Below are 22075 nucleotides of genomic sequence, written 5' to 3' on the forward strand. Positions count from 1 at the left end.
GATGGGCATCCGCTTCGACTCCGTGACGGTCGCCTACGACGGCGACGTCGTCCTCGACTCCCTCGACCTGACCGTCGAACCCGGCGAGGTCATGGCGCTGCTCGGGCCGTCCGGCTCCGGCAAGACCACTGCGCTCCGGGCGGTCGCCGGGTTCGTACGTCCCCTCTCCGGGCGGGTGTTCCTCGGCGACCGGGACGTGACGGACCTCCCGCCCCACCGGCGGGGCATCGGCATGGTCGTGCAGCAGTACGCCCTCTTCCCGCACATGCGGGTGGACGAGAACGTGGCCTTCGGCCTCAAGGCCCGCAAGACCCCCAGGGGTGAGATACGGGAGCGGGTCGCCGGGGCACTGGAGATGACCGGCATGGCCGGCTACGCCCGCCGCCTCCCCCGGGAGTTGTCCGGTGGGCAGCAGCAGCGCGTCGCCATCGCCCGCGCGCTCGCCATCCGCCCGGACGTACTGCTCCTGGACGAGCCGCTGTCCGCTCTGGACGCCCGGCTGCGGTCCGGGATGCTGACCGAACTCTCCCGGCTGCACCGGGAGTTGCCGGGCGTGTCGATGCTGTACGTCACTCACGACCAGGTGGAGGCGCTGACCCTGGCCGACCGGATCGCCGTGATGGACGCTGCGCGGCTTCAGCAGTGCGGGACTCCTCGTGAGCTGTACCGGACGCCGAAGAGTGAGTTCACGGCGTCCTTCGTGGGCGGCGCGAATCTGCTGCCGGTGACCGTGGGCTCGGGGGGAGTCGACTTCGCCGGCGCGGAGCTGAAGGCAGGCACGGGGGGTGCGGTCGTGGGTTCCCGGGCCACGCTGTGCGTACGGCCGCATCTGGTCGGGCTCGGGGAGGGACCCAACCGGATCGTCGGCACGGTCACCGAGATCCAGTGGCGCGGGGCCACACACCGGCTGTACGTGGAGATCAGCGGGCACACCCTCATGGCCGACCTCCGCGAGCTGAAGGAACCGCCCGCCCTCGGGGACCGTGTGACGCTGCACTTCGCTCCCGACGACGCGGTGTTGCTGCCCGCCGGAGTCACCCGTGCGTAGGCGCCTGTCGTGGGCTCTGCCTCCGGTGGCGCTGCTCGTCCTCTTCTTCCTCTACCCCCTCGCCCTGGTCGTCCGGCAGTCCTTCCGACCCGACAGCGGTGGTACCTCCGTCCACCCGTACGCCGACGTCTTCGCCTCGGAGGCGTTCCGGCACGCGCTGTGGACCACCGTGTGGCTGGCGCTGGCCTCCACGGCCGGCTGCATGGCCCTCGGGTTCCTGCTGGCGCTGGTCATCGCGTTCGTGCCGTTCCCCGGGGCGAAGGCGGTCGCCAGGTTCGTGGACGTCTTCCTGTCCTTCCCGTCCTTCCTGATCACGCTGGCGCTGCTGTTCGTCTACGGCAGCGCCGGCATGGCCAACGGCCTGTGGACGGACGTCACGGGCGCGGCGGACGGGCCCTTCCGGTTCCTGACCACGCCCTGGGGCGTGCTGCTGGCGGAGGTCACCTACTTCACGCCGTTCGTGATGCGGCCCCTGCTCGCCGCCTTCTCCCAACTCGACACCGCTCAACTGGAGGCAGCCGGTTCGCTCGGCGCCCGCGCGCCCCGCATCGTGCGGCAGGTGATCCTGCCGGAGGCGCTGCCCGCGCTCGCGTCCGGCGGGAGCCTCGTCCTGGTGCTGTGCCTCAACGAGTTCGGGATCGTGCTGTTCACCGGCGCGAAAGGGGTCACGACCCTCCCGATGCTCGTCTACAGCAAGGCGATCCTGGAGTCCGACTATCCGGGCGCGTGTGTGGTGGCCGTCGTCAACGTCCTGATCTCCGTGGGCCTCTACGGTCTCTACCGGGTGGTGAGTCGCCGTGCTGGTGCATAGCCGCAAGGGCAGGTGGGCCGTGTGGGTGGTGTTCCTCGTCCTCTTCGTCCCCCTGTTCGCCCTCCCCCTCCTCGTCGTCCTCGGCGCCTCCTTCGCGACCCACTGGTCCGGCGTCCTGCCCTCGGACCTGACGACGGCCAACTACCGGAGCGCTACCCGCGGCGAGGCCCTCCAGGCGCTGGCCACCAGCCTGGCCACCGCCGGCACCGCGAGCCTGCTCGCCCTGGCCACCGGCACCTGGGCCGCGCTGGCCGGGGCGGCCCTGGGCAGGCGCCACCGCCGTATCCTCGACGCGCTGTTCGTCATGCCGCTCGCCGTACCGTCCGTGGTGGTCGGACTGTCGGTCCTGGTGGCCTTCTCCCAGCCACCGATGCTGCTCAACGGCACCCCGTGGATCGTGATCCTCGCCCACACGGTGCTGGTGACCGCCTTCGCCCACCAGTCCGTGTCGGCGGCGATCACCCGCCTCGATCCGGCGTACGAGCAGGTCGCCGCCTCCCTCGGAGCCCAACCCGGCTACGTGCTGTGGCGGGTGAGGCTGCCGCTCCTGCTGCCCTCGCTCACCGCAGCCGCCGGTCTCTGCTTCGCCCTGTCCATGGGCGAGCTGAGCGCCACGATGATGCTCTACCCGCCCGACTGGACCCCGCTTCCGGTACTGATCTACGCGGCCACCGACCGCGGCTCCCTGTTCACGGGCTCCGCCCTGGCGGTGGTCCTCATGGCGGCGACCCTGATCGCCCTGTTCGCCGTCTCGCGCATCCGCACCAAGGCCTCCTACCGCTGATCCCGTACCGGCTGCCTCGCCCGCTCACTCCGTAACCCCCGCCTCGTACAACGCCTTTGCCCGCAAGGAGTTCACCCCACCATGCCCAGAAACACCCTCAAGCTCGCCCTCGCCGTCTCTCTCATGGTCACCCCGCTGCTGTCCGCCTGCGACGGCTCCTCGGCCGCCTCCGACGAGAAGGCCGTCACCGTCTACAGCGCCGACGGACTCAAGGGCGAGAACAACGACGGCTGGTACGACCAGGTCTTCAAGGACTTCGAGAAGGAGACCGGCATCAAGGTCAGGTACGTCGAGGGCGGCTCCGGCGAGGTGGTGCAGCGCGCCGTTCGCGAGAAGAGCAATCCGCAGGCCGACGTGCTGGTCACCCTCCCGCCGTTCATCCAGCAGGCCGACGGCAAGGGCCTGCTGCAGAAGTACGAGCCGAAGGGCTCCGTGCAGGTCAGCGGAGGCGACAAGGCCGCCGACGGCACCTGGACCTCCGTCGTCAACAACTACTTCGGCTTCGTCTACAACAAGAAGGAGCTCAAGCAGGCCCCCACCACCTGGGAACAGCTGTTGGACAGCACGTACAAGAACAAGCTCCAGTACTCCACGCCGGGTGTCGCCGGTGACGGCACGGCCGTCCTGATCAAGGCGATCAACGACTTCGGCGGCAAGGACGCGGCCCTCGCCTACCTGAAGAAGCTCCAGGCCAACAACGTCGGCCCGTCCGCCTCCACCGGCAAGCTCGCCCCGAAGGTCGACAAGGGCGAACTGCTGGTCGCCAACGGAGACGTGCAGATGAACTACGCCCAGTCCAAGGACATGCCCAACCTCGGCATCTGGTTCCCGGCAAAGCAGGGCGGCAGGCCCACCACGTTCGCACTGCCCTACGCAGCCGGTCTGGTCACCAGGGCCCCGCACAGCGAGAACGGCAGGAAGCTCCTCGACTACATGCTCAGCCAGAAGGCGCAGAAGCAGGTCAGCGAGATCGGCGGTGGCTTCAGCGCCCGCACGGACGTCCAGGCCGCCGACGCCGACGCCGTCGCGCTCGCCAAGCTGATGAACGGCGTGGACATCTTCGCGCCCGACTGGAACGACATCGACAAGAACCTCACATCGTACGTCGAGGACTGGAAGTCCGCCACCGGCAGCTGACCGCCCCCGCGCCTTCCCCGTCACACGCGGCGCCCCCGGCACCACCGGGGGCGCCACCATGCCCGCGCGCGTTCACCCTTTCCCGCGCGGGTCTCCGTGTCGTCCACCTTGTCCCGCCGCACGCTCCTCGTCTCCGCCGCCCGAACCGCGGGCCGGCCCGCTCACCAGCGCCGCCCCGTTGACGAGGGCGGGAGCTGAGCCCGTTCCTGATCAGGTACGGTTCCCGGCCGTGGACGCGGCCACGGCGCTCACCACGGGCCGCCAGCGGTCCAGTCCCGGTACGCACGAGCCGACGGCCTTGCCCGCATCGTCGGCGCGGCGGAGCGCCACCGCCGCGGCGAAGTCGGGATCGGCTTCAAAGGCGGCCGCTTCCCCCGGTGTCATGGCCCCGCCCTGGCAGCCCAGCGTCCGGGCACTCTCCGGCGAGAGCGCGAGGTCCGGGTCGGTTGCCGCGAGATAGCGCTTGGCGGGGATGTGGAGGGCGACGAGGCGTGCGACTCGCTGCCCGAGCAGGGTGGCGACGGCCGCGGCGGCGTGTTCGCCGTGGCCGGCCTCGTCACCGGGCCGCAGGCGGTGCCCGATGTCGTGGACGAGCCCGGCGACCTGGAGCTCCTCGTCGTCCGGGTGGCGCGCGGCCAGGACAGCGGCGACCTGGAGGCCGTGGTCGAGGATGTCCACCGGATCGCCGGTACGGTCCGGCGTGTCCCAGGCGCCCCCGCAGTCCGCCAGCAGGGACAGGAGCCCGTCGACGGACTCGATGGCCACAGGGGGGTTCAGGTTCATGCCTCCAGGCTGCCGCTTCCGGCCGAACGGCGGGTGTACGGAGACCGGCTTCGCAGGGGTCGAAACGCCTGCCCCGCCAGTCGGCGACGGGCCGGGTCCGTGCGGCCAACGGTGGGTCGTCGAAGCGGACATGACGGATGGTATGCCCGGGGTGGCTGGCAGGCGGTGAGGCGATTGCGGTGGAGTCCGAGGCCGCGTGAACCGCAGGTGAGACACACGGCGTGCGCCTGCGAAACGCGCCGGGCTCCTTCCACCCCGCACGGCGTGGCAGCCGGCCGCTCAGCTTCGGCCGGGTAGCGCACCACTGCCTCGGCACCCTCCTCGCCCGGCTGGAGGCGAACCGTTGCTTTCGGTCGGTTGCCGGCCCGCTTTCCCGGCCCCCACGCGCGCTCCGGACGTCGTCCCGATCCGCCGCGACCGGATCATCCTGCATGGCTGTCAGTCCCTGCCGGTTGTCCTCAAAGGCTCGGAGGCGGCCGGAATTTGAAAATGCTACGACGACCGAAACACCACCATCGTGAGCCGGTGGAATGTATTGGCCGGCCGTGCTGTGAAACATTCGGGCGAGGTTGAGTAACATCTTCGGAAGGACAGCGAGTTGTCGCTCACCATGGGATCCACGCACCGGTCCCCGCACGTCCTCACGCCATCCAGTGACCCATCCCTGGTCGCCCGACAGGCAGGCGGAAAAGGAAGAAACCTCCACACCCTCACGGCGTCCGGATTCGACGTGCCGACGTGGTCGATCCTCGGCCTGGACGTATTCGCGGAATTCTGCCGCGACAGCGGACTGGACGGGCACCTGGCGCGTCTCCTCGCCGACGGCTGGGACACGAACGCCGAGGAGGTCGGCGAGGAGGTCGCCCGCCTGATCGAGACCGCGCCGCTCGGGGAACACATCGCCGACGCCATCGCCCTCGCCTACCGGGAGGCCGGCGGCGGCGCGGTGGCCGTGCGCTCCTCCGGTGCCGAGGAGGACGGCGAACGGCACTCCTTCGCCGGCCAGTTCGACAGCTTCCTGAACGTCCGCGGTCAGGACGAGGTCACCGCCCGGGTCCGCCGCTGCTGGGCCTCGGCCTTCTCCGGGCGTTCCCTGCGCTACCGCGCCCAGCGCCGGCTCCCGCCCGACACCGGCGGTGTCGCCGTCGTCGTCCAGCGCATGGTCGCCGCCGAGCGCAGCGGTGTGCTGTTCACCGCCGACCCGACGACCGGCCGCACCGACCGCCACGTGGTCAGCGCGGTGTTCGGGCTGGGGGAAGGGCTGGTCTCGGGCGCGGTCGACGCGGACACCGTGGTCCTGGACGCGGCCACCGGTGACCCGCTGACCACGATCGTCGGGGACAAGCAGGAGCGCTACGACGCCGGATCGGGACCCGGCTGCCGTGTCTCACCCGTCGCCGACGCGGACCGCACCGCCCTGTCCCTGACCGGTGCCGACCTGGCCCGGCTGCACGAGGTCGGGATCCGCATATCCGACCGCTACGGCGCCCCCCAGGACATCGAGTGGGCCATGGCCGAGGGCAACCTGTGGATCCTGCAGAGCCGCCCCGTCACCACACCGGCCCCGCCCGCCGAACCCGCTCCCGAGCCCGAGCCCGAGCCCGACGGGCAACTGCGGATCTGGGACAACTCCAACATCATCGAGAGCTTCAGCGGCGTGGTCTTCCCGCTCACCTACACCTTTGCCGCCGATACCTACGCCAAGGTGTACGAGAGCTACGCCCGCGCCCTCGGAGTCCGCGGCGAGCAACTGCGCGAGGTGCGGGAGTGGACCCCGCACCTGCTCGGCCACATCCACGGACGCGTCTACTACAACCTCTTCCACTGGTACCGCATGGTGCGCATGGCCCCGCTCTACCGGCTCAACCGCCGCGTGCTGGAGAAATCCCTCGGCGTCGCGGAGAGCATTTCCGACGAACTGGCCGACACGCTCCATCCATTCACCCCCCGGCCAGGGCTGCGCGGCCGCCTCTCGCGGCTGACCCGCGCGATGGTCTTCGCCAGGCGATTCCTCACCGTCCGGAAGTCCGTGGAGACCTTCCACCGCGATTTCTACCGGGCGTACGCCGTCTTCAACAATGTCGACTACGACGCGCTGCCCGGCGACGACACCTACCGCCGCCTCCGGCGGCTGCAGCGGGAACTCATCGAGAAATGGGGCCCGATGCAGGTCCTTGACGCGACGATCCTGCTCTCCGTGGGCCTGCTGGCCCTGCTCACCCGCCGCTGGCTGCCCCAGGCTCCCGAGTGGTTCACGTGGGCCGCGGCCGCCCCCGGCGGCGCCGTCGAGTCCACCGAACCGGTACGGGCGCTGCGCGAGTTGGCCGCCCGGGCGCGCGCCGACTCCGATGTCATGGACCTGCTGGAGCGCACTCCGGACGACGAGGCGTACCAGGCACTCAGCGACGCCGGCCGCACCGGATTCCTGGCTGCCGTGGATGCCTACATCGCCGACTACGGCTACCGCAGCCCCGACGAACTCAAATTGGAGGTCCCCGACCTGCACGACGACCCTGCCGGGCTGTTCACGCTGCTGCGGGACGCGCTGCCGGAGACCGACGAAGCGACCCCCCGGGACCACGGCGGCGAGGCCGACGCCTACCTCGACGAGCACCTGCGCGGCCCCCGCCGCCTGGTGTACGAACGGGTCCGGGCCAAGGCCCGGGCGGCGCTCACCGACCGGGAACGCCTGAGGTTCTGCCGCACCCGCGCCTTCGGAGCGGCCAAACGCATGCTGCGCGCGCTGGGCCGCGACCTGGAGCGCGCCGGAGCCCTCGACGCCTGGGACGACGTGTTCCTGCTGCGACTGGACGAAGTCACGGGCGCCTACGAGGGCATGATCGTCCACACCGAGCTGCGGGAGCTGGTCGCGGTGCGCCGCAGGCAACTGGCCGCCGACGCAGCGCTGCACGCCCCGTCCCGCTTCACCACCCGTGGCGCTCCCTACTGGTCGGGCAACCTGGAGCGGGCCGGCTGGTCGAGCGGCCCGGCCGCCCGCAGCGGCGCCCGTGAGCTACGCGGCATCCCCTGCTGCCCCGGCGTCGCGGAGGGGCCCGCCGTGGTCACCGACACGCCGCGCGACACGGGCGGCGGCATCCTTCTCACCTACCGCACCGACCCGGGGTGGGTGGCCGCGCTGCCCTCGGCCGCCGCCCTGGTCATCGAACGCGGCAGCCCACTCACCCATGTCGCCGTGGTGGCCAGGGAGCTGGGCATCCCGACCGTCGTCCAGGTCGAGGGCGCGACCACCGAGATCCGCAGCGGCAGCCGGCTGCGCGTCGACGGCGCCGCCGGGACGGTCACCGTACTCGCCGACCCGCCCGTCGACGGCCCGACCGCCGCCGAGGACACCTCCCGAACGGAGACACACCCGTGATCCTCACCGAGGACCAGCTGCAGGACCTGCTGGACAAGTCGCTCGCCGAGCTGCCCCGCGGCACCGAATGGGCCGTGACCCTCGAGGGGTCCATCGCGGAGGGGTTCGGCAACCCCTCCTCCGATATCGACTTCCTGCTCGTCGGCCGCTCCGAGGACGAGCTGCCGACCATGCCGTCACTGCTGTTCGTGGACGGTCGACGGGTCGAGATCCGCACCCGGTCCGTGCGTCAACTCACCGAGCAGTTCCGGGCGGTGGAAAAAGGGGCCAAGCAGCCCGGCCGCCTCTCCGAGGACCTCCTCAACCGCTGCCAGCGGCTGCTGCACAGCCATCCGCTGCGCGGCCACGCCCTGATCGAGGAGGTCAAGGCGGTGCTGCCGGTCGAGCGGTTCCGCCGTATCACCGCCGACTGGTGGGCACACCGGGCCCGACAGTCCCTGCGGCACGCGACGGCGCTGCTGTGTCTGGGCGAGAGCGACGAGGCGGCCGACTGGACCCGGGCGGGACTCGTACAGACCGTCAAGTCCTGGGCGGCCGGGGTCGGCGAGACCTACCTGGAGCCCAAATGGCTGCCCATGCAGTTGGACCGTGCCGGCCGCGGCGACGTGCGCGACCGCTACTGGCGGCTGGAGGCAGCCGCCCCCGCACCCGGCGACACCGACGCCATCCAGGCGCACCTGGCCGACTGCCTCGGCTTCGCCGGGGACCTCGGTCTCACCGGCGTGCCCCGGCAGGCCGAGCGGGTCACCGTCGAGCGCGTCGCCGGGGTCACCACCTGGCAGACCGGCGACCGCGTCCACGTCCTGCGCGGCCGGCGCGACGTGTTCGCCCTGGGCGACGAGGCCGGCGCCGTCTGGCGCTCCCTCGTCCTGGGCCGCCCTCTGCCCCGCGTACTCGCCACGACCGCCCGCACCGGCGTCACGGCCCCCGGCCCGCTGCTGGCCGAGTTCCTGCGCTACGGGCTGATCCGCCTCGCCTGGAAGGGCGGCGGCACGATCACCCCGTCGCTGCCGCTCGCTGCGCCGTCCGGCCCGGTCACCCCGCCGCCCTCCACCGCGCGGCCACTGCTGTCGGTGCGCGGCGCGGCCGTGGGCGGGCCCCGCGCCGTCGACCTGATACCGCTGCCGGCCGACCGGTTCGCCGCCGCCGCGATGTCCCTCGTGTGGTCCAACGTGGTCGTCGAGAACGCCGTCGAGGACCTGACCGGGGCACTGCAGCGCGGCCAGTGGCGGGTCGCCGAGATCGCCGCCCGCCGCGCCCTGCACGCGGCCCTGCGCGGGCTGTTCAGCGCCCACGGGGTCAACCCGCTGCCCGCCGACACCGACCTCGTGCGGCGCCTCGACCTGCTGCCCCCCGGAACCGCGCCGATCGGGGAGCACGCCGGTGACCTGCTGCGGCGCACCGTGGACACGCCGGAACACGGGGACGCCCTCCTCACCGGACTGCGCACCTTCATCGACCGGGTGCGCGGCGCCGTGGGCGCCGACTCCTTCCCGCTGTCCTTCGAGTCCGCGGACACCTGGCGCGCCACCCTCGAACTCGGCTACGACTGGCTGCGCATCGGCGCCCACCTCGACGCGGAACTGCCCATCGAGGAAGCCCGCGACCTGCTGGCCGGCCACGGCACCCAGCCGCACCAGGCCGGGTGACGGGGAAGCGCCGCACCCTTCGGTGGCCGCCCCCCACCGGGTCCGCACTCCGCAGGAGCCGGCCCCCGGGCCGCGTGACGGCGCGGCGCCGGCGACCGCCCCCCGGGCCACCGGCGAGGGCCCGGCGACCACCCCGGACGTCGTGCCACGCCCACCCGACCACCCTCCTGGAGGAACCCCGATGCCCGACCCGATGACCGTGCTGGTGACCGGCGCCAGCGGCTTCGTGGGCGCGGAGGTGACCGCGCGGCTCACCGCCGCCGGCCACACCGTGCTGACGCTGCTCCACCGCACCGGTGACCTCGTCCGCAACAACGGCAGGAAGCTCACCCCCGGCCCCGGCACCCTGACCGCGGTCACCGGGGACATCACCCGCCCCGGCCTCGGGCTGACCGACGAAGCCCGCGGGATCGTCGCGGGCGCCGACCGCATCGTGCACTGCGCCGCCGTCACCGACTTCGGGCTGCCCTACGCGCGGTACGAGCGCGTCAACGTCGCCGGAACCCGCAACGTCCTCGACATCGCCCTCGCCCACCGCACCCCGCTGGTGCACGTCAGCACCGCCTATGTGTGCGGGGAACGTGACGGCACCGCCCGCGAGGACGAACTCGACGTCGGTCAGCACCCCGGCAACGGCTACGAGAAGAGCAAGCTGACGGCCGAGACCACGGTCCGCAAGGCAGCGGCCGACGGCCTGCCCGTCGCCGTCGTGCGCCCCAGCACCGTCACCGGTGCCTCCCGCACCGGCCGCGCCCGCGACCGCAAGACCGTCTACCCGGTGCTCCGGGTCCTCACCCGGGGCCTGGTGCGTACCGTGCCCGGACACTACGACGCCCTCCTCGACCTCGTCCCGGTCGACCACGTCGCCGACATGGTCGCCGAGGCCACCACACGGTTCGAGGACGCCGAGGGCCGCACCCTGCACGCCGTGGGCCACGAGCTGACCCTGCGGGACTTCTCCGAGGTCCTCGCCGAGTACCCGTCCTTCCGGGTACCGCGCTTCGTTCCCCCGTCGGCGTTCTCCGCCTCTGCGCTGCCCGCCCGTGAACGCCCCTACCACGACCGCGTCATCGCCCTGTACGAGACCTACTTCCGGCGGCGCGTCCACTTCGACGTCACCCAGGCCGCGGCCTTCGCCGGCCGACCGGCCGCCACCGGGGCACGGCCGTACCTGCGCCGCCTGCTCGACGACTGCCTCGCGACCGGCTACCTCGGCCCGGCCCAGGGCCCGGAGCAGACCGCCACCCGACCCGACGGGAGCACCCACCGATGAACCCCGCCCAACCGACCGAACCCGCGCACGGCATACCCGTCTCCCCGCTGCTCACCTGCCACCCCACCAAGCAGGAGCTGTACGGGGCCGACACCTACTTCCAGGAGAGCCACGACCAGCTCGCCGCCCTCACCGACGACGTCACCGGCTTCGCCCACCGGCACGCCGCGCTGCTGCTGAAGCCGGACGCCGTCGTGGCCCGCCGGCTGGACACGGCCGTCGACTGGCTGGCCGAGCACCACATCCGCATCGTCGGCGCGGCCGTGACCCGCCTGACCCGCACCATGATCCGCTCCCTGTGGTACTTCCAGTGGAACCTCGCCACCCCCTACCGGCGGCGGCTCGCCGCGCTGTTCCTGGAGGACGCCGACGCTCTCGTGCTGCTCGTCCGTCCCGAGGACGAGCCGGACATCCCCGCCTCCGTCGAACTGACCCGGCTCAAGGGGCCCACCGACCCCGACGCCCGGCAGCCCGGCCAACTGCGCCACCTCCTCGGCCGCCACAGCTATCTGCTGAACCTGGTGCACACCCCCGACGAACCAGCCGACGTCCTGCGGGAACTGGCCGTCCACTTCGACGACACCACACGCGAGCGCCTCTTCCGCTCCGCCCTCGCCGGCGGGGACCGCACCGCGCACGCCCTGGAGCTGACCGGTCGGCTGTACGCCGCGACCAAGCCCCGCGACCTCGACTTCGACCCCGCCGTGCAGCGGCTGCGGGACACCGTGTCCCGGCACCTGGGCTCCCACGCGGACGCCCTGCCGCGCACGCTGCTGGAGACCGCGTGGGAGCGGGGCGTCGACCTCGACCCGTGGGACGCCGTCATCGTCGGTTCGAAGGTGCTCCCCATGCGGGTGCCCGGCCGGGCCCCGGTGCTGGACGGGGCCGACACCGACACCTGGCGCCGACACCTGGACGCCTTGCGCGCCCGGCACAGCTGAGGAGCGGCGCCGTGCAGTTCAGCCGTACCCTCCCGAGGGAACTCGTGCACCGCGCCGCGGTCGCCGAGGTGTTCCTGACCGACGCCGAACGCCGCGGCGAGGACGAGGTTGTGCTCGCCGCGCAGTTGCCCCGGCGCCACGCCTTCTACCACGACACCCTCGGCGACCGCTCACGCCGTGATCCCATGCTGCTGCTGGAGGCGTGCCGCCAGGGCATCTTCGTGGTGGCCCACCGCTACCTCGGTGTCCCCATCGGCCACAAGTTCCTGCTGCGCGCGGTCGAGTTCGAGGTGCCGGACCCCACGACCCTCGTCGGAGACGACCCATCCACCGAGGCGGTCATCGCCACCCGCATCGAACACCGGTTCCATGGCCGGGCCGGCATGACCGGCCTGCGGCTGGGCTTCGGCATGACCATCGGCGCGCGCGAGGCCCTGATCGCCCGCATCGACTACTCCTGGATGCCCCCGCATGCCTGGGCCCGCATGCGGGCCGGGCAGCGCGGCGCGTTCGGCCTGCCCCAGGCTCCGGTCGCCCTGCCCGGACGACGCGCCGAACCGGCCCTGGTCGGCCGCCACGACCCGGCCAACGCGGTGATCTCCGCGCCGCGCGCCGCACGGGACGGCACCCGCACGGCGCGCCTGATCGCCGACACCGACCATCCCACCCTGTACGACCACTGGGTGGACCACGTGCCCGGCATGCTGGAGCTGGAGGCGTTCCGTCAACTCGCACTGACCGCGGCCGTCGACGCCGGCACCCTCCGCGCGCCCACGGCGCTGATGGTCGGCCTGGCCGCGCGGTTCCGCTGCTTCGCCGAGATGGACCTGCCGCTGGAGTGCCGGACCGCCCCGCTCCTGCCCGGTACCGACATCGCGTGCGGCCTGCACCAGCGCGGCGCCCTGGCCGCCGAGGCCCGTGTCCGGCTCGCCGACCCGGACACGGCCGGGCTGTCCGGTGCACTCGCCGCCCCGGCTGCTCGCGGCGCCGGATGAGTCGCACCCCCGTCCGAGCGTCCCACGTCCGAACGGAGGAAGGATCAGCAGTGACCACCGTCGTCTCCGCCCGGCACGTGCCTGCCAGACTCGGCCGCTTCGTGCTGCACATGTTCCGGCCGCACGTCTACGTCACCTACGGACTGCTGTGGGTCCTTGCCCTGGAGAGCTCGGCGGTGGCGGCGACCGGCACGGCCTGGCGGCCGTCCGGCGCCACCTGGCTGCGGGTCGTCACCGTCGTCCTGGCGCTGCTGTTCCTGCGGATGCTGGACGAGCAGAAGGACCTCGCCTACGACCGGGAGCACCACCCGGACCGGCCGCTCGTCACCGGCGCCGTCAGCACGGCCGAACTGCGCGGCGCCATGGCGGGGATCACCGCGGTGGTGACGGGCCTGAACGCGGCCCTGTCGGCCACGGCCGCCCTGCTGATCCTCGCGGCCCTCGGCTACGGTCTGTTCCTCGCCGCGCTGGAACGGCTGTCGCCGGCCGTACGCGACCGGCAACTGCTGAACCTGGCGGTCACCTACCCGGTGCAGGTGCTCCTCGGATGCTATGTCTACGGCTCGCTCGTCGCCGCCGGGACGGTCCCCGCCGACTGGCGAGGGCCGGTGCTGCTCGCCCTGTGCGCCGGTGTGTTCCTGCACTTCGAGTTCGCCCGCAAGACGCGTTGGGAGGCGTTGTCCGGCGCCCGCCTGTACTCGGCGGAACTCGGCCCGCGCCGCAGTGCCGCGGCTGCGGCGGGCTGCGCCGCCGTGGCCGTCGGCTGTGAAGTGCTGCTGCTCGCGCCGCGGGGCCCGCTCGCGCTGCTGCCCTGCGCGGCGGCCGTTCTGCCCCTCTGGGGCAGCCGACGGTTCCTGGCAGCCGGCCGCGGCGCGTGGCCGGTGCCGGCCGCGATGGGCTTCGTCGTCGCCACCTTCCTCGCCCTGATCCTGCAGGCGGTGCTCCTGCCGTGACCGGCCCCCTGCCCCTCACCCACGAGGAACTGCTGACCACCACGCGGTGTGTGCGACGCGGCCTCGACCTGGATCGGGCCGTGGACCCGGAGGTCGTCAAGGACTGCCTGCGCGTCGCCCTGCAGGCCCCCAACGGCAACAACCGGCAGAACTGGCGCTGGATCCTGCTCACCGACCCCTCGGTCCGCGCGGACGTCGCCGCGGTGTACCGCGCCGCGTTCCACGACCGCAACGCCGGGACTCTGGAGCGCCTCGCCGAACTACCCGAAGGGGCACGCTCCGTGATGTCGGCCGCCCGGCTCCTGGCCGACCGGCTGCACCGCGTGCCGGTTCTGGTGATCCCGTGCCTGGAGCTGCCCGACGGCCGGCTGCCGGAGGGCAACCAGGCAGGGTTGTGGGCTTCGCTGCTGCCCGCCGCCTGGAGCTATGCGCTGGCCGCCCGCAGCCGCGGCCTGGTCACCGCGTGGACGGCGGTCCATCTGGACCGCGAGCGGGAGGTCGCCGACCTGCTGGGCCTGCCGTCCACCGTCCGCCAGGGCGCGCTGCTGCCGACGGCGCACCCGCTGCGGCACACCTTCCGACGGGGGCCCAGGCTGCCGCTGGAGCAGGTCCTGCACGTGAACGGCTGGCAGACCAACACCTGACGGTACGTCACACGAGGGGGCCGCCCTCGCCGACGGACGACGAAGGGGCCCGCACACCTGTGGGCGAGACATGTCACCTCACACGGCGTTCCACGGAAGCACCACAGCGTCAGCGCGGTCACCCCCGCAGTGAAGGCGAGCGTTCCGCCCGTCGTCGGCAGCACCTCGGCCAGCCCGCCGCTCCCCCTGAGCGCCGCCTCGCCGCCCGTGACGAGAGAGCACAGCGGCATCGTGTACGAAACGGCCCGGACCCAGTCGGGGGCACTGTCCAGCGAGAAGAGGAGGCCGGACAGGAACCCCGTCGGCGGCACCAGCAACTACGCCGGACCGCCGGCGGACTCCTCGGTCCGGGCGAGCGAGCCGATGAGCAGGCCCAGCGGCTTCAGGGCCAGCCTGCCTCAGATCACCAGCGGGATCACCGGCCACAAGCTACCCGTCAGCCGCAGTCCGACGTACGACAGCGTCGCCACGAGCAGGAACAGCGCCGTTGCGTCAGCGCCATCAGCAGGGTCATGGAGATACGGGCGGCGACCACCTCCCGGGCCGGATCGGCGACAGCCCATCTGCTGAAGATCATCTTGCGGCGCAGCGTCACCAGCGTCAGCACGGTGCTGAACACCGCGCTGGACGTCATGGCCCAGTGCGTTTGTGGCAAAGGGAGTCCCTGTTCGATGAGCAGGGACTCCCTTTGCCACAACGCACTGAGGTGGCCCGGGCTGCAGGGACGTGGTGCTTCAGATCGGCGTTCAGCAGATCGTCGGGATTCAGTTCGGGGCTGTAACCGGGCATCAGGTGCAGTTCGACGCGCTCAGCGTTTTCGGCGAGCCAGGCCCGGACGGTTTTGCTGCGGTGGACCGGGTGCCGGTCGGCGATCACGTGGACCTTGCGGCCGGTGTGCCGGGCGAGACGGTCGAGGAACGCGCAGAACAGTGTGAGGTGAACTTGCCGGGGAAGACGGTGAACCACAGCGCCCCGCGGGAGGCGATGGCCGACATGACGTTGACCCCGAAGCGGCGGCCGTTCACCCGCACCAGCGGGGTCTGCCCCGCCGGGGCCCAGGAACGTCCCGGCGGGGCGGTGTCCGACCGCAGACCGCACTGATCAGCCCAGACCAGCTCGGCTCTCTCCTCACTCGCCCTGGCCCGGATCGCCGGATACTCCTCCTGAAGCCACCGGCTGACCTCGTCGTCCTTCTGTCGGTAGGAGCGGCGGGCGGGCCGCTGCGGGGTGAAGCCGTGCCGACGCAGCCACTTGCCCACACCCCTCTCGGTCATCGACACTCCGCACACCAACCAGATGAGGGTCCGCCCCAAGGCTCGGGTCCACATCACCCCGCTCTGCCCGAGGTCGGCCGGTGTGTAATCACGCATCGCCTGCAAGACCGCCCCACGGGCGAACTCATCGATCAACTCACCTTTGCCCACGCGGGGTTCACGCACCGCCGCGAGCAGTGCCCGCCTCCCGCCGGTGCGGCTGACCCGCCACCACGTGCCCACCGACCGCTCGGAGACTCCGAACATCTCCGCCGCCTGGCCGTACGTCCGCACCCGCCCGGACTCCAGCGCGCTCACCACCCGCAACCGCCGAGCCTCCTGATGTGAGACTGGGAGACCATCAGCGCACGTGCTTCCACCAGTCGGGAGAAACACTCAAGCTCCAGACGTCGCCTTCGCGCGAAGAGTCCGGAGCACCAGCCTCAGCGACGACGAAGATCCTTGCACCGGACTGCACCACTCGATATCGGTGAATGTCAGTAGTCGAGGAGTCATTGTCCGGTTCAACCGAGAAGCCCTGGCCTGTCAGTACCGCGCACAGCTCCGCGAACTTCGTCCGGGCTGGGAACGCGCCGTACGCCACACGAAGGGGCTTCGGCACCGCAGACACGCCCTCCAGACGCAACCGGTGAACTTGTACGCTGATGCCGAAGCACGGCCATGCGCCCTTTTCCTCTTGGAAGGAGACTTCGACAAGTCCGTAGTCCCGGCGGATGAAGCCCGGTGAACTGACATCCAGGTAGTCAGTGCCGAGTTTGGCCTCCCATTCGGCAGGCTCCGAGCGGATGCCCGCCCCCAGGAGATCGCCACGTATGGCCACATGGGTGTAGAAGTCCAAAGCCGACACCTACATCTTCTCCATTGCATCGATCAGAGCCTGCAGTTCCGCCGATCGGTCGTTGCTGAAGCGCCACTGCGGGTTACGGCCCTCTTTCATGGCCTTGGCGCTTGACTCGAAGACCTCCTTGGCGGCCTTGGTTACTCGAATCATATCCTCGCGGACCTTTGCATCCGACTTGATCGGGTCTGTGTAGCGAACGGTGGAACTCAGTCGGTCTTCTTCAGCGTCGTCCGGCGGTGAGCCGGCCGTCGAAGGTGATGTCGAAGGCTTGGAGTGCGGCCTTCCAGCGCATGGTCCAGCGTTTGCGTCCGGTGCCGGTCGGGTCCAGGCTCATGACGGCCAGGTAGACGCATTTGAGGGCGGCCTGGTCGGTGGGGAAGTGTCCCCGGGCCCGGACGGCCTTGCGGATCCGCGCGTTGATGCTCTCGATCGCGTTCGTGGTGCAGACGATCTTCCGGATCTCCACGTCGAACCGGAGGAAGGGCACGAACTCCGCCCAGGCCGCCTCCCAGAGCCGGACGATCGCCGGATACCTCCCGCCCCAGGCATCGCTGAACTCCACGAACCGCTCCAGCGCGGCCTCCTCGGTCGGCGCGGTGTAGACGGGCCTGAGCGCCTTCGCGATCTTCTCCCAGTCCTGCCGGGCCGCGTAACGGAAGCTGTTCCTCAGCAGGTGAACGACGCAGGTCTGGACGATCGTCGCAGGCCAGACGGTGTTCACGGCGTCCGGGAGCCCGGTCAGGCCGTCGCAGACCAGCATCAGGACGTCGGCCGCGCCGCGGTTCTTGATCTCGGTCAGGACCTGGAGCCAGTACTTCGCGCCCTCCCCGCCGTCGCCGATCCACAGGCCCAGGATGTCCCGGTGCCCCTCGGCGGTGACCGCCACCGCCATGTAGACAGGACGGTTGGCGACCTGCCCGTCCCTGACCTTCACGTTCACACAGTCGATGAAGACGACTGGATAGACGCGGCGGTTTCTATCGGTGGTTGCGACTGCTGGAAGGAGTCCGTCGCGTGCCGAAGTATCCGCCGAGGCCGCCCTCCCCGGTGAGCCTCACCCCGCCGGCCTGAGCCCGGGCAACCAGCTCGGCGACCAGCCCGTCGTCCACGGCGCTCGTCCCACTCACAGCGGCCTTCCCGGCCTCGGTGCCACTCGTCACGTCAGTCATCAACTGTCGCTTCCAGCTCGGGAGTTATACCACTCACCGTACAGACCCTCCCTTGGAAGCCAGGGCCATGCTGCCGCCCTCACGCCAGACAGCGTGCCAGGCGTACGCCGACTTCCGTGACACCCGTAACCGGCGGGCCACCTCCGGCGGCCGCATCCCCTGCCCGAACATCTCCGCGGCCTCGAAACGCACCGCCTCACGCCTCGCCCGCCCCGCAGCGGTCAGACCGCCACCATCCGCGTACCTAATGGCGAGGATGTAGCACCGCCAACGCCCGCTGTCACCCCACCCTTTCAACCTCAGCGTCAAACGGCACGAGGCCCTCCCGAAAAATTCGGGAGGGCCTCGTTTTCAATGGCTACGAGATTTCTGCCAGCCATTCCCAGTCGCCGGGCCGGGAACGCAACCGGGTGAATCCCTGTTCGAGGCAGTCACTCAGGCTGGAGGATTCAGCACGGATGAATTCTTCGGGCCCCAGCCCCGGACCCGACATCACCAAAGTCCAGGGCTCGCCACCTTCCGCCATCCTCTCGTCATCCACCTTAAGGATCACTGTGACGCCTGAGCGGCCCAACTTCTCCATGAGCTGCTCGATATTCATTCCTTGCGCTCCCATCAATAGCCCCTCAAGGCTGCCGAGATGTCACTGACGTCGTGTAGCTGACCTTTACCTACTCTGTCGATGACACTTCTGAGGTCGGCAGAAGTAGGGCCACTCGTAACGTTGTTTCGCTGCATCAACTGCTCTACGACAGCTTGAGCAGTGCGCTTGTTTCCGTTGTTGAACATGTGGCTACCGGCGATATCACGAATCACGACGGCTGACTTATCCCAGAAGCTGCTATAGCGACTGGCGTTAGCCATGGTGTTCGCAGGCGAGCCACTCAGCAGGGTCTCACCGCCAAAGCCACGGTTGATATCGGCGATCTCGTCAGGACTCACACCCACCTTGAAGCCGCCGGTCAGCGGGCAGTTGGAATTGTGGACCAGTACCGGCGTCTCGCCCGCTAGCACATAGTACGTGTGCTACGCGTCCCCCCTCTACCTGCATATTCGCAGGTCAACGGCAGTTTCGCAGTCCGCTGGTGTCCGTGGTTGTGCGGGGAAATCCGTGGGTGTTGCCGTCGCTACTGCCGTCAACGGCTCGGGGCACACGATTGCGCTGCCGCTGCCTGGTGTCCGTGCAGCGGGACTCTACTGCCACGCGCCAGGTTCGGCACGGACGAGAGCGCGGACGGTCTGCTCATACAACTCATGGCCGCTCTGGGCGCAGTGCCCCGCGATCCAACGGGTCACTTCGTCCGGGGTGTGCAGTGTGCCCGAGGTGGCGCCGCAGTTGCGCTCTTCGCCGGTGACGCAGACCGCCTCGAACGCTGGCAGCGCCAAGGGGTCGGGGACGGTGGTCACGTGGTACTCGCGGAAGCGGTAGCGCCCCCGAGGGGAGTTGCGTACTGGTGCGCCGGCGTTCGGAGAGTCAGGCATCCTCGGCTGCCTCTTCCTGATCCGGGATGCGCCGCCCGCGGGACTCTGCGACCCTGAGCACGTCCGCAAGGGCTTCCGTCAATCGGCGAGCCAGCCAGCGGTATTCGGTAGCCGACAGGGCTTTCGCGCCGGGTACCGTGGCGTCGCGGGCGTACTCCAACAGTTCCTGGCCCATGCTGAGCTGTACCGTCTCGATGCTGTCGGCGAGGGTAGAGAGGTAGCCCCGGCCGTCGCTGCTCAGGTAGCAGGGCTTCCCTTCCGGGCTGGTCCACGGCAGTAAGCGGGAACCTCCCCGACCCGACGCGGCGTCGTACAGCTCTCTGCGACGCATGCGGTCGGCATCGCTCCTGGGCTGGCTCACTGGGCACCCCCGGCCTGGGTCACTGACGGTGGACACACTGACCGTAGGCACTGACTGACCGTCACCCCAGGCGGGAGTCATGGCAGTTCGCGACTCCTGGTTCACGAACTGCCACGCTGCGTGGCAGCTACCCGACAACGCCCAGGTAGTCGGCCATTTCGCGCATCTCCGTCGTGAGGGTCCGCTTGCGCTTGCCGAGGATCTCCTGCATGGTCTCAGCGGCCCCGTTCTGGTGCCGCAGCCACTGCGGGGCGGCTTCCCTGGCGCGGGTCAACTCGTCCATGGCGGCGGACAAGTCGCCGGTCCGGGTGTGGGCGCGCGCCACATCGAGGGTGAAGCGGTTCCCGTCGTTGGTGCTGGGCCTGCCCAAGCGCTTCCACGCCTTGGGTGACAACTCCGCCTGCTCGCTGGCCTTGCGCACCACCGCGCGGGCGTCGCCGACGACCATATCGTCTTCGAGTGCCTTGACCGCGACGGTGACCGGCCCGAAGACGGACCAGTGCCGGGAGACGTTGCGATGCGCCGTGCCGACAGCGGTTGCCGCGACCCGGGCGGCTTGGCGGTACTCCTTCGCCTCGTCGGGACGGTTGTTCCTCGCGGCTGCGGCGGCGGCCTCCATCGCCAGTCCGCCCCACACCGCGTAGTGGTCCGGCTCGGCCCCCGTGATCTTCGGCTCCACCGCGTCCATGCTCCGGGCGGCGACCTGTTCCGCCTCGTCCAACCGTCCCTGCCTCACCAGCAGCCAGCACATGCAGCCGACGCCGGAGCCCGCCGCAAGCAGGTCCCCGGCCTGACGGGCATCCATGATGGCGCCACGCACAGCGGCGTACGCGATGTCGTACTGCCGTACCTGGGTGAGGTAGGTGCCGGCCAGACGCAGCGCCTCGGCGCGTGCCAGCAGCGCCTGCCGGTGCTCGTCCCCGCTGTCGTAGTATGCGACGGCCTGTGCGGCATCACGCAGCAGTCCCGGCAGTTGAGCCGCGACGCTCTTGTAGCTGTCGGAGAAGTACAGCACCCGTGCGTCTTGCAGCGTCCGCCGGAAGGTGCGCAGGTTCGGTTCCTCGGCCACGGCTTCGGCGTCCTGGTCCACGAGCCCGACGGCAGGGGTGAGGGCGGCGCGGAGCTGGATCAGGTTGACCCGGTTCGGCTCCTCGGCCTGCCCGACGGGCTCCGGTGCATCCGAGGCCATCAGCGCGGCCGTGGTCACCCCCAGCGCGCGGGCAAGCGTGTGCAAGGTCTCCATGCGGATGGTGCCGCCCTGCTCGGCCTTGCGCACGGTGCCCGGCGATACGCCTGCGGCGTGGGCGAGTTCCTCCTGGCTCATCCCCGCGCGACGCCGGTACTTGCGGACGTTGTCAGCCAGCTCCGTGGTCATCAACTCACCACCTCCCACTCCACGGTACGCCCGGTCGGCACATCAACCGGGGTGATCCGACAGGCATCCGCCCACAAGGGGTGCCCCACCACGCGGCGGGCCGGGCTCCCGCAGGACCGGGGCCTGAGCGGGTGGGGTCCCTCGTCGGTCGGGCAGCTTCGCCGGACCAGGGTTCTCCGGGGGCCGCCAAGGCTCACTCCGTGACGCGTGCGCTCGGCCTTGGCGGCCCCCGGGGGTTCCTGGTACGCCTTCGGTGACCGGGCGACGAGGGACCCCACCCTCGACCCGACCGCACACCACGACGAATCCGCACCCGACATTCGGCCCCGATGCCCCTCGGAGGGAGGGCCGGGGTCTGGGGCAGCGCCCCAGGTGGCTTGCTGTGCTGGCTCTTGCGCGCCCGGACCGGCGGGGCCGGCGGCAAGCGGGGCGGAGACAGGAGCGGGCGGCGGCCCCGCAGGGCCGGAGCGCGCGCGGCCCGCGACAGCGGGCCGCCTTGATCAAGTAAAGAAACTCTGAACAGCTCACCCTGTCGCCCCATCTGGTCAAGGTGTCAGGCTGACCGTCAGGGGCGCTGTTGTCGGCGCTTCTTCGACTCGGCCAGTGCGGCTTCAAGCACGACCCGGACACCACCCTCGTCGTCGGCCACTGGACCTACCTCGGCACCGGCTACAGCCCCGGCGGCGCACTCCTCGCCGCCGCCGTCTGGCACCGCAGAGAACTCACACGGCAGTTCGCGGCCGAAGGGGGCTGCGGATGACCACGGCCTCCGAACGGGCGCCGGAGGAACTGCTGACGGTGCCGCAGGTCATGGCCCGCCTCCAGCTCGGCCGCTCCGCCGTCTACGACCTGCTCCGCACCCGACAGCTCGCCTCGATCACCCTCGGCCGCGCCCGCCGCATCCCCACCCACGCCCTGACCGACTTCATCCACACCCGCCTCGAACAGGAAGCCGCCTGATGACCACCCCCCGAGACACCCCTGCCTCCCGCCGCACCCGCGCCAACGGCGACGGAACCGTCTACCAGCGCAAGGACAGCCGCTGGGAAGCCGCCGGATACGTCCTCGCCCCGGCAACACCCGCCGACGAATCCGCGCCTACGGCACCACCCCAGGGCTCCGGCAAAGTCGTCTGATGGTGCTGTGACGTGGGGCTTTGCCGGTGGTTGATGTACGCGG

At 70.8% G+C, this 22075-nt stretch carries 23 protein-coding genes and 3 pseudogenes; 14 read left to right on the top strand and 12 right to left on the bottom strand.

Going from position 1 to position 22075, the window contains the following annotated elements; all coding sequences use genetic code 11:
- The first annotated feature begins 1 nt into the window (after position 1).
- The 4 genes from I3F54_RS25580 to I3F54_RS25595 all read left to right on the top strand — a co-directional run bounded on the left by I3F54_RS25580 (position 2) and on the right by I3F54_RS25595 (position 3780).
- Complete coding sequence (locus I3F54_RS25580) at positions 2–1048, top strand: ABC transporter ATP-binding protein (RefSeq protein WP_240121256.1); 1047 nt, start codon at positions 2–4, stop codon at positions 1046–1048.
- Positions 1041–1859, top strand: a complete 819-nt coding sequence (locus I3F54_RS25585; RefSeq protein WP_240121257.1) for a 2-aminoethylphosphonate ABC transporter permease subunit — start codon at positions 1041–1043, stop codon at positions 1857–1859. Before I3F54_RS25580 ends, I3F54_RS25585 begins: the two co-directional genes overlap by 8 nt.
- Complete coding sequence (locus I3F54_RS25590) at positions 1846–2643, top strand: ABC transporter permease (protein WP_240121258.1); 798 nt, start codon at positions 1846–1848, stop codon at positions 2641–2643. Before I3F54_RS25585 ends, I3F54_RS25590 begins: the two co-directional genes overlap by 14 nt.
- An 81-nt stretch (positions 2644–2724) precedes the next feature.
- Entirely contained in the window at positions 2725–3780 is a 1056-nt protein-coding gene (locus I3F54_RS25595; protein ID WP_240121259.1) for a 2-aminoethylphosphonate ABC transporter substrate-binding protein, read from the top strand.
- Positions 3781–3990: 210 nt separating this feature from the next.
- Here the strand turns inward: I3F54_RS25595 and I3F54_RS25600 are convergent, their stop codons facing one another.
- Complete coding sequence (locus I3F54_RS25600; RefSeq protein WP_240121260.1) at positions 3991–4563, bottom strand: HD domain-containing protein; 573 nt, start codon at positions 4561–4563, stop codon at positions 3991–3993.
- A gap of 610 nt (positions 4564–5173) precedes the next feature.
- Here I3F54_RS25600 and I3F54_RS25605 point away from each other — a divergent pair.
- The 7 genes from I3F54_RS25605 (at position 5174) to I3F54_RS25635 (ending at position 14394) form a co-directional block, all read left to right on the top strand.
- Complete coding sequence (locus tag I3F54_RS25605; protein ID WP_275676815.1) at positions 5174–7939, top strand: phosphoenolpyruvate synthase; 2766 nt, start codon at positions 5174–5176, stop codon at positions 7937–7939.
- Positions 7936–9588 (top strand): hypothetical protein, encoded by a 1653-nt coding sequence (locus I3F54_RS25610; protein ID WP_240121261.1) that lies wholly within the window; start codon positions 7936–7938, stop codon positions 9586–9588. Before I3F54_RS25605 ends, I3F54_RS25610 begins: the two co-directional genes overlap by 4 nt.
- 181 nt (positions 9589–9769) lie before the next feature.
- The gene (locus I3F54_RS25615) at positions 9770–10861 is read left to right on the top strand and encodes an SDR family oxidoreductase (protein WP_240121262.1); all 1092 of its coding nucleotides are present in this window, start codon (positions 9770–9772) and stop codon (positions 10859–10861) included.
- Positions 10858–11802 (top strand): nucleoside-diphosphate kinase, encoded by a 945-nt coding sequence (locus tag I3F54_RS25620; protein ID WP_240121263.1) that lies wholly within the window; start codon positions 10858–10860, stop codon positions 11800–11802. Before I3F54_RS25615 ends, I3F54_RS25620 begins: the two co-directional genes overlap by 4 nt.
- An 11-nt stretch (positions 11803–11813) precedes the next feature.
- Complete coding sequence (locus I3F54_RS25625; protein WP_240121264.1) at positions 11814–12797, top strand: ScbA/BarX family gamma-butyrolactone biosynthesis protein; 984 nt, start codon at positions 11814–11816, stop codon at positions 12795–12797.
- A 50-nt stretch (positions 12798–12847) separates the two neighbouring features.
- Positions 12848–13750, top strand: coding sequence for a hypothetical protein (locus I3F54_RS25630; RefSeq protein WP_240121265.1), 903 nt, complete (start codon positions 12848–12850; stop codon positions 13748–13750).
- Positions 13747–14394 (top strand): nitroreductase family protein, encoded by a 648-nt coding sequence (locus tag I3F54_RS25635; RefSeq protein WP_240121266.1) that lies wholly within the window; start codon positions 13747–13749, stop codon positions 14392–14394. The genes I3F54_RS25630 and I3F54_RS25635 overlap by 4 nt, the downstream gene beginning before the upstream one ends.
- 436 nt (positions 14395–14830) lie before the next feature.
- Here I3F54_RS25635 and I3F54_RS25640 read toward each other — a convergent pair whose 3' ends face one another.
- From I3F54_RS25640 to I3F54_RS25695, 11 genes and pseudogenes are all read right to left on the bottom strand, one after another.
- Positions 14831–15028, bottom strand: a complete 198-nt coding sequence (locus I3F54_RS25640) for a hypothetical protein (protein WP_240121267.1) — start codon at positions 15026–15028, stop codon at positions 14831–14833.
- Positions 15025–16043, bottom strand: a pseudogene (locus I3F54_RS32605) (IS630 family transposase). Before I3F54_RS32605 ends, I3F54_RS25640 begins: the two are co-directional and overlap by 4 nt.
- Positions 16009–16515 carry a hypothetical protein gene (locus I3F54_RS25655; RefSeq protein ID WP_240121270.1) on the bottom strand — a complete coding sequence of 169 codons (507 nt, stop codon included), beginning with the start codon at positions 16513–16515 and terminating at the stop codon, positions 16009–16011. The pseudogene I3F54_RS32605 and the gene I3F54_RS25655 overlap by 35 nt, the downstream one beginning before the upstream one ends.
- Positions 16516–16659: a hypothetical protein gene (locus I3F54_RS25660; protein ID WP_240121271.1), complete on the bottom strand. Its 144-nt coding sequence runs from the start codon at positions 16657–16659 to the stop codon at positions 16516–16518. It abuts the gene before it with no gap.
- A 70-nt stretch (positions 16660–16729) separates the two neighbouring features.
- Positions 16730–17479: pseudogene (locus I3F54_RS25665) on the bottom strand (IS256 family transposase); the annotation flags it as partial.
- Between the two features lie 232 nt (positions 17480–17711).
- On the bottom strand, positions 17712–17987 hold the full coding sequence (locus I3F54_RS32195; protein WP_308373925.1) for a helix-turn-helix domain-containing protein: 276 nt from the start codon (positions 17985–17987) through the stop codon (positions 17712–17714).
- Positions 17988–18036: 49 nt separating this feature from the next.
- Complete coding sequence (locus tag I3F54_RS25675) at positions 18037–18279, bottom strand: hypothetical protein (RefSeq protein WP_240121273.1); 243 nt, start codon at positions 18277–18279, stop codon at positions 18037–18039.
- Between the two features lie 14 nt (positions 18280–18293).
- Positions 18294–18692 (bottom strand): Fic family protein, encoded by a 399-nt coding sequence (locus I3F54_RS25680; RefSeq protein ID WP_240121274.1) that lies wholly within the window; start codon positions 18690–18692, stop codon positions 18294–18296.
- A gap of 180 nt (positions 18693–18872) precedes the next feature.
- Positions 18873–19160, bottom strand: a complete 288-nt coding sequence (locus I3F54_RS25685; protein ID WP_240121275.1) for a hypothetical protein — start codon at positions 19158–19160, stop codon at positions 18873–18875.
- Complete coding sequence (locus I3F54_RS25690; protein ID WP_240121286.1) at positions 19153–19491, bottom strand: hypothetical protein; 339 nt, start codon at positions 19489–19491, stop codon at positions 19153–19155. Before I3F54_RS25690 ends, I3F54_RS25685 begins: the two co-directional genes overlap by 8 nt.
- 157 nt (positions 19492–19648) lie before the next feature.
- The gene (locus I3F54_RS25695) at positions 19649–20896 is read right to left on the bottom strand and encodes a helix-turn-helix transcriptional regulator (protein ID WP_240121276.1); all 1248 of its coding nucleotides are present in this window, start codon (positions 20894–20896) and stop codon (positions 19649–19651) included.
- A 577-nt stretch (positions 20897–21473) separates the two neighbouring features.
- On the opposite strand from I3F54_RS25695, the gene I3F54_RS25700 reads away from it, so the two are divergent.
- The 3 genes and pseudogenes from I3F54_RS25700 to I3F54_RS25710 all read left to right on the top strand — a co-directional run.
- Positions 21474–21656 (top strand): hypothetical protein, encoded by a 183-nt coding sequence (locus tag I3F54_RS25700; protein WP_234367393.1) that lies wholly within the window; start codon positions 21474–21476, stop codon positions 21654–21656.
- Positions 21653–21856 (top strand): helix-turn-helix domain-containing protein, encoded by a 204-nt coding sequence (locus I3F54_RS25705; RefSeq protein ID WP_240121277.1) that lies wholly within the window; start codon positions 21653–21655, stop codon positions 21854–21856. Before I3F54_RS25700 ends, I3F54_RS25705 begins: the two co-directional genes overlap by 4 nt.
- Positions 21856–22007, top strand: a pseudogene (locus I3F54_RS25710) (site-specific integrase); the annotation flags it as partial. The gene I3F54_RS25705 and the pseudogene I3F54_RS25710, both read left to right, overlap by 1 nt.
- Positions 22008–22075 lie beyond the last annotated feature (68 nt).

This window comes from Streptomyces sp. MUM 2J, from assembly GCF_022414535.1.
Lineage (GTDB): Bacteria > Actinomycetota > Actinomycetes > Streptomycetales > Streptomycetaceae > Streptomyces.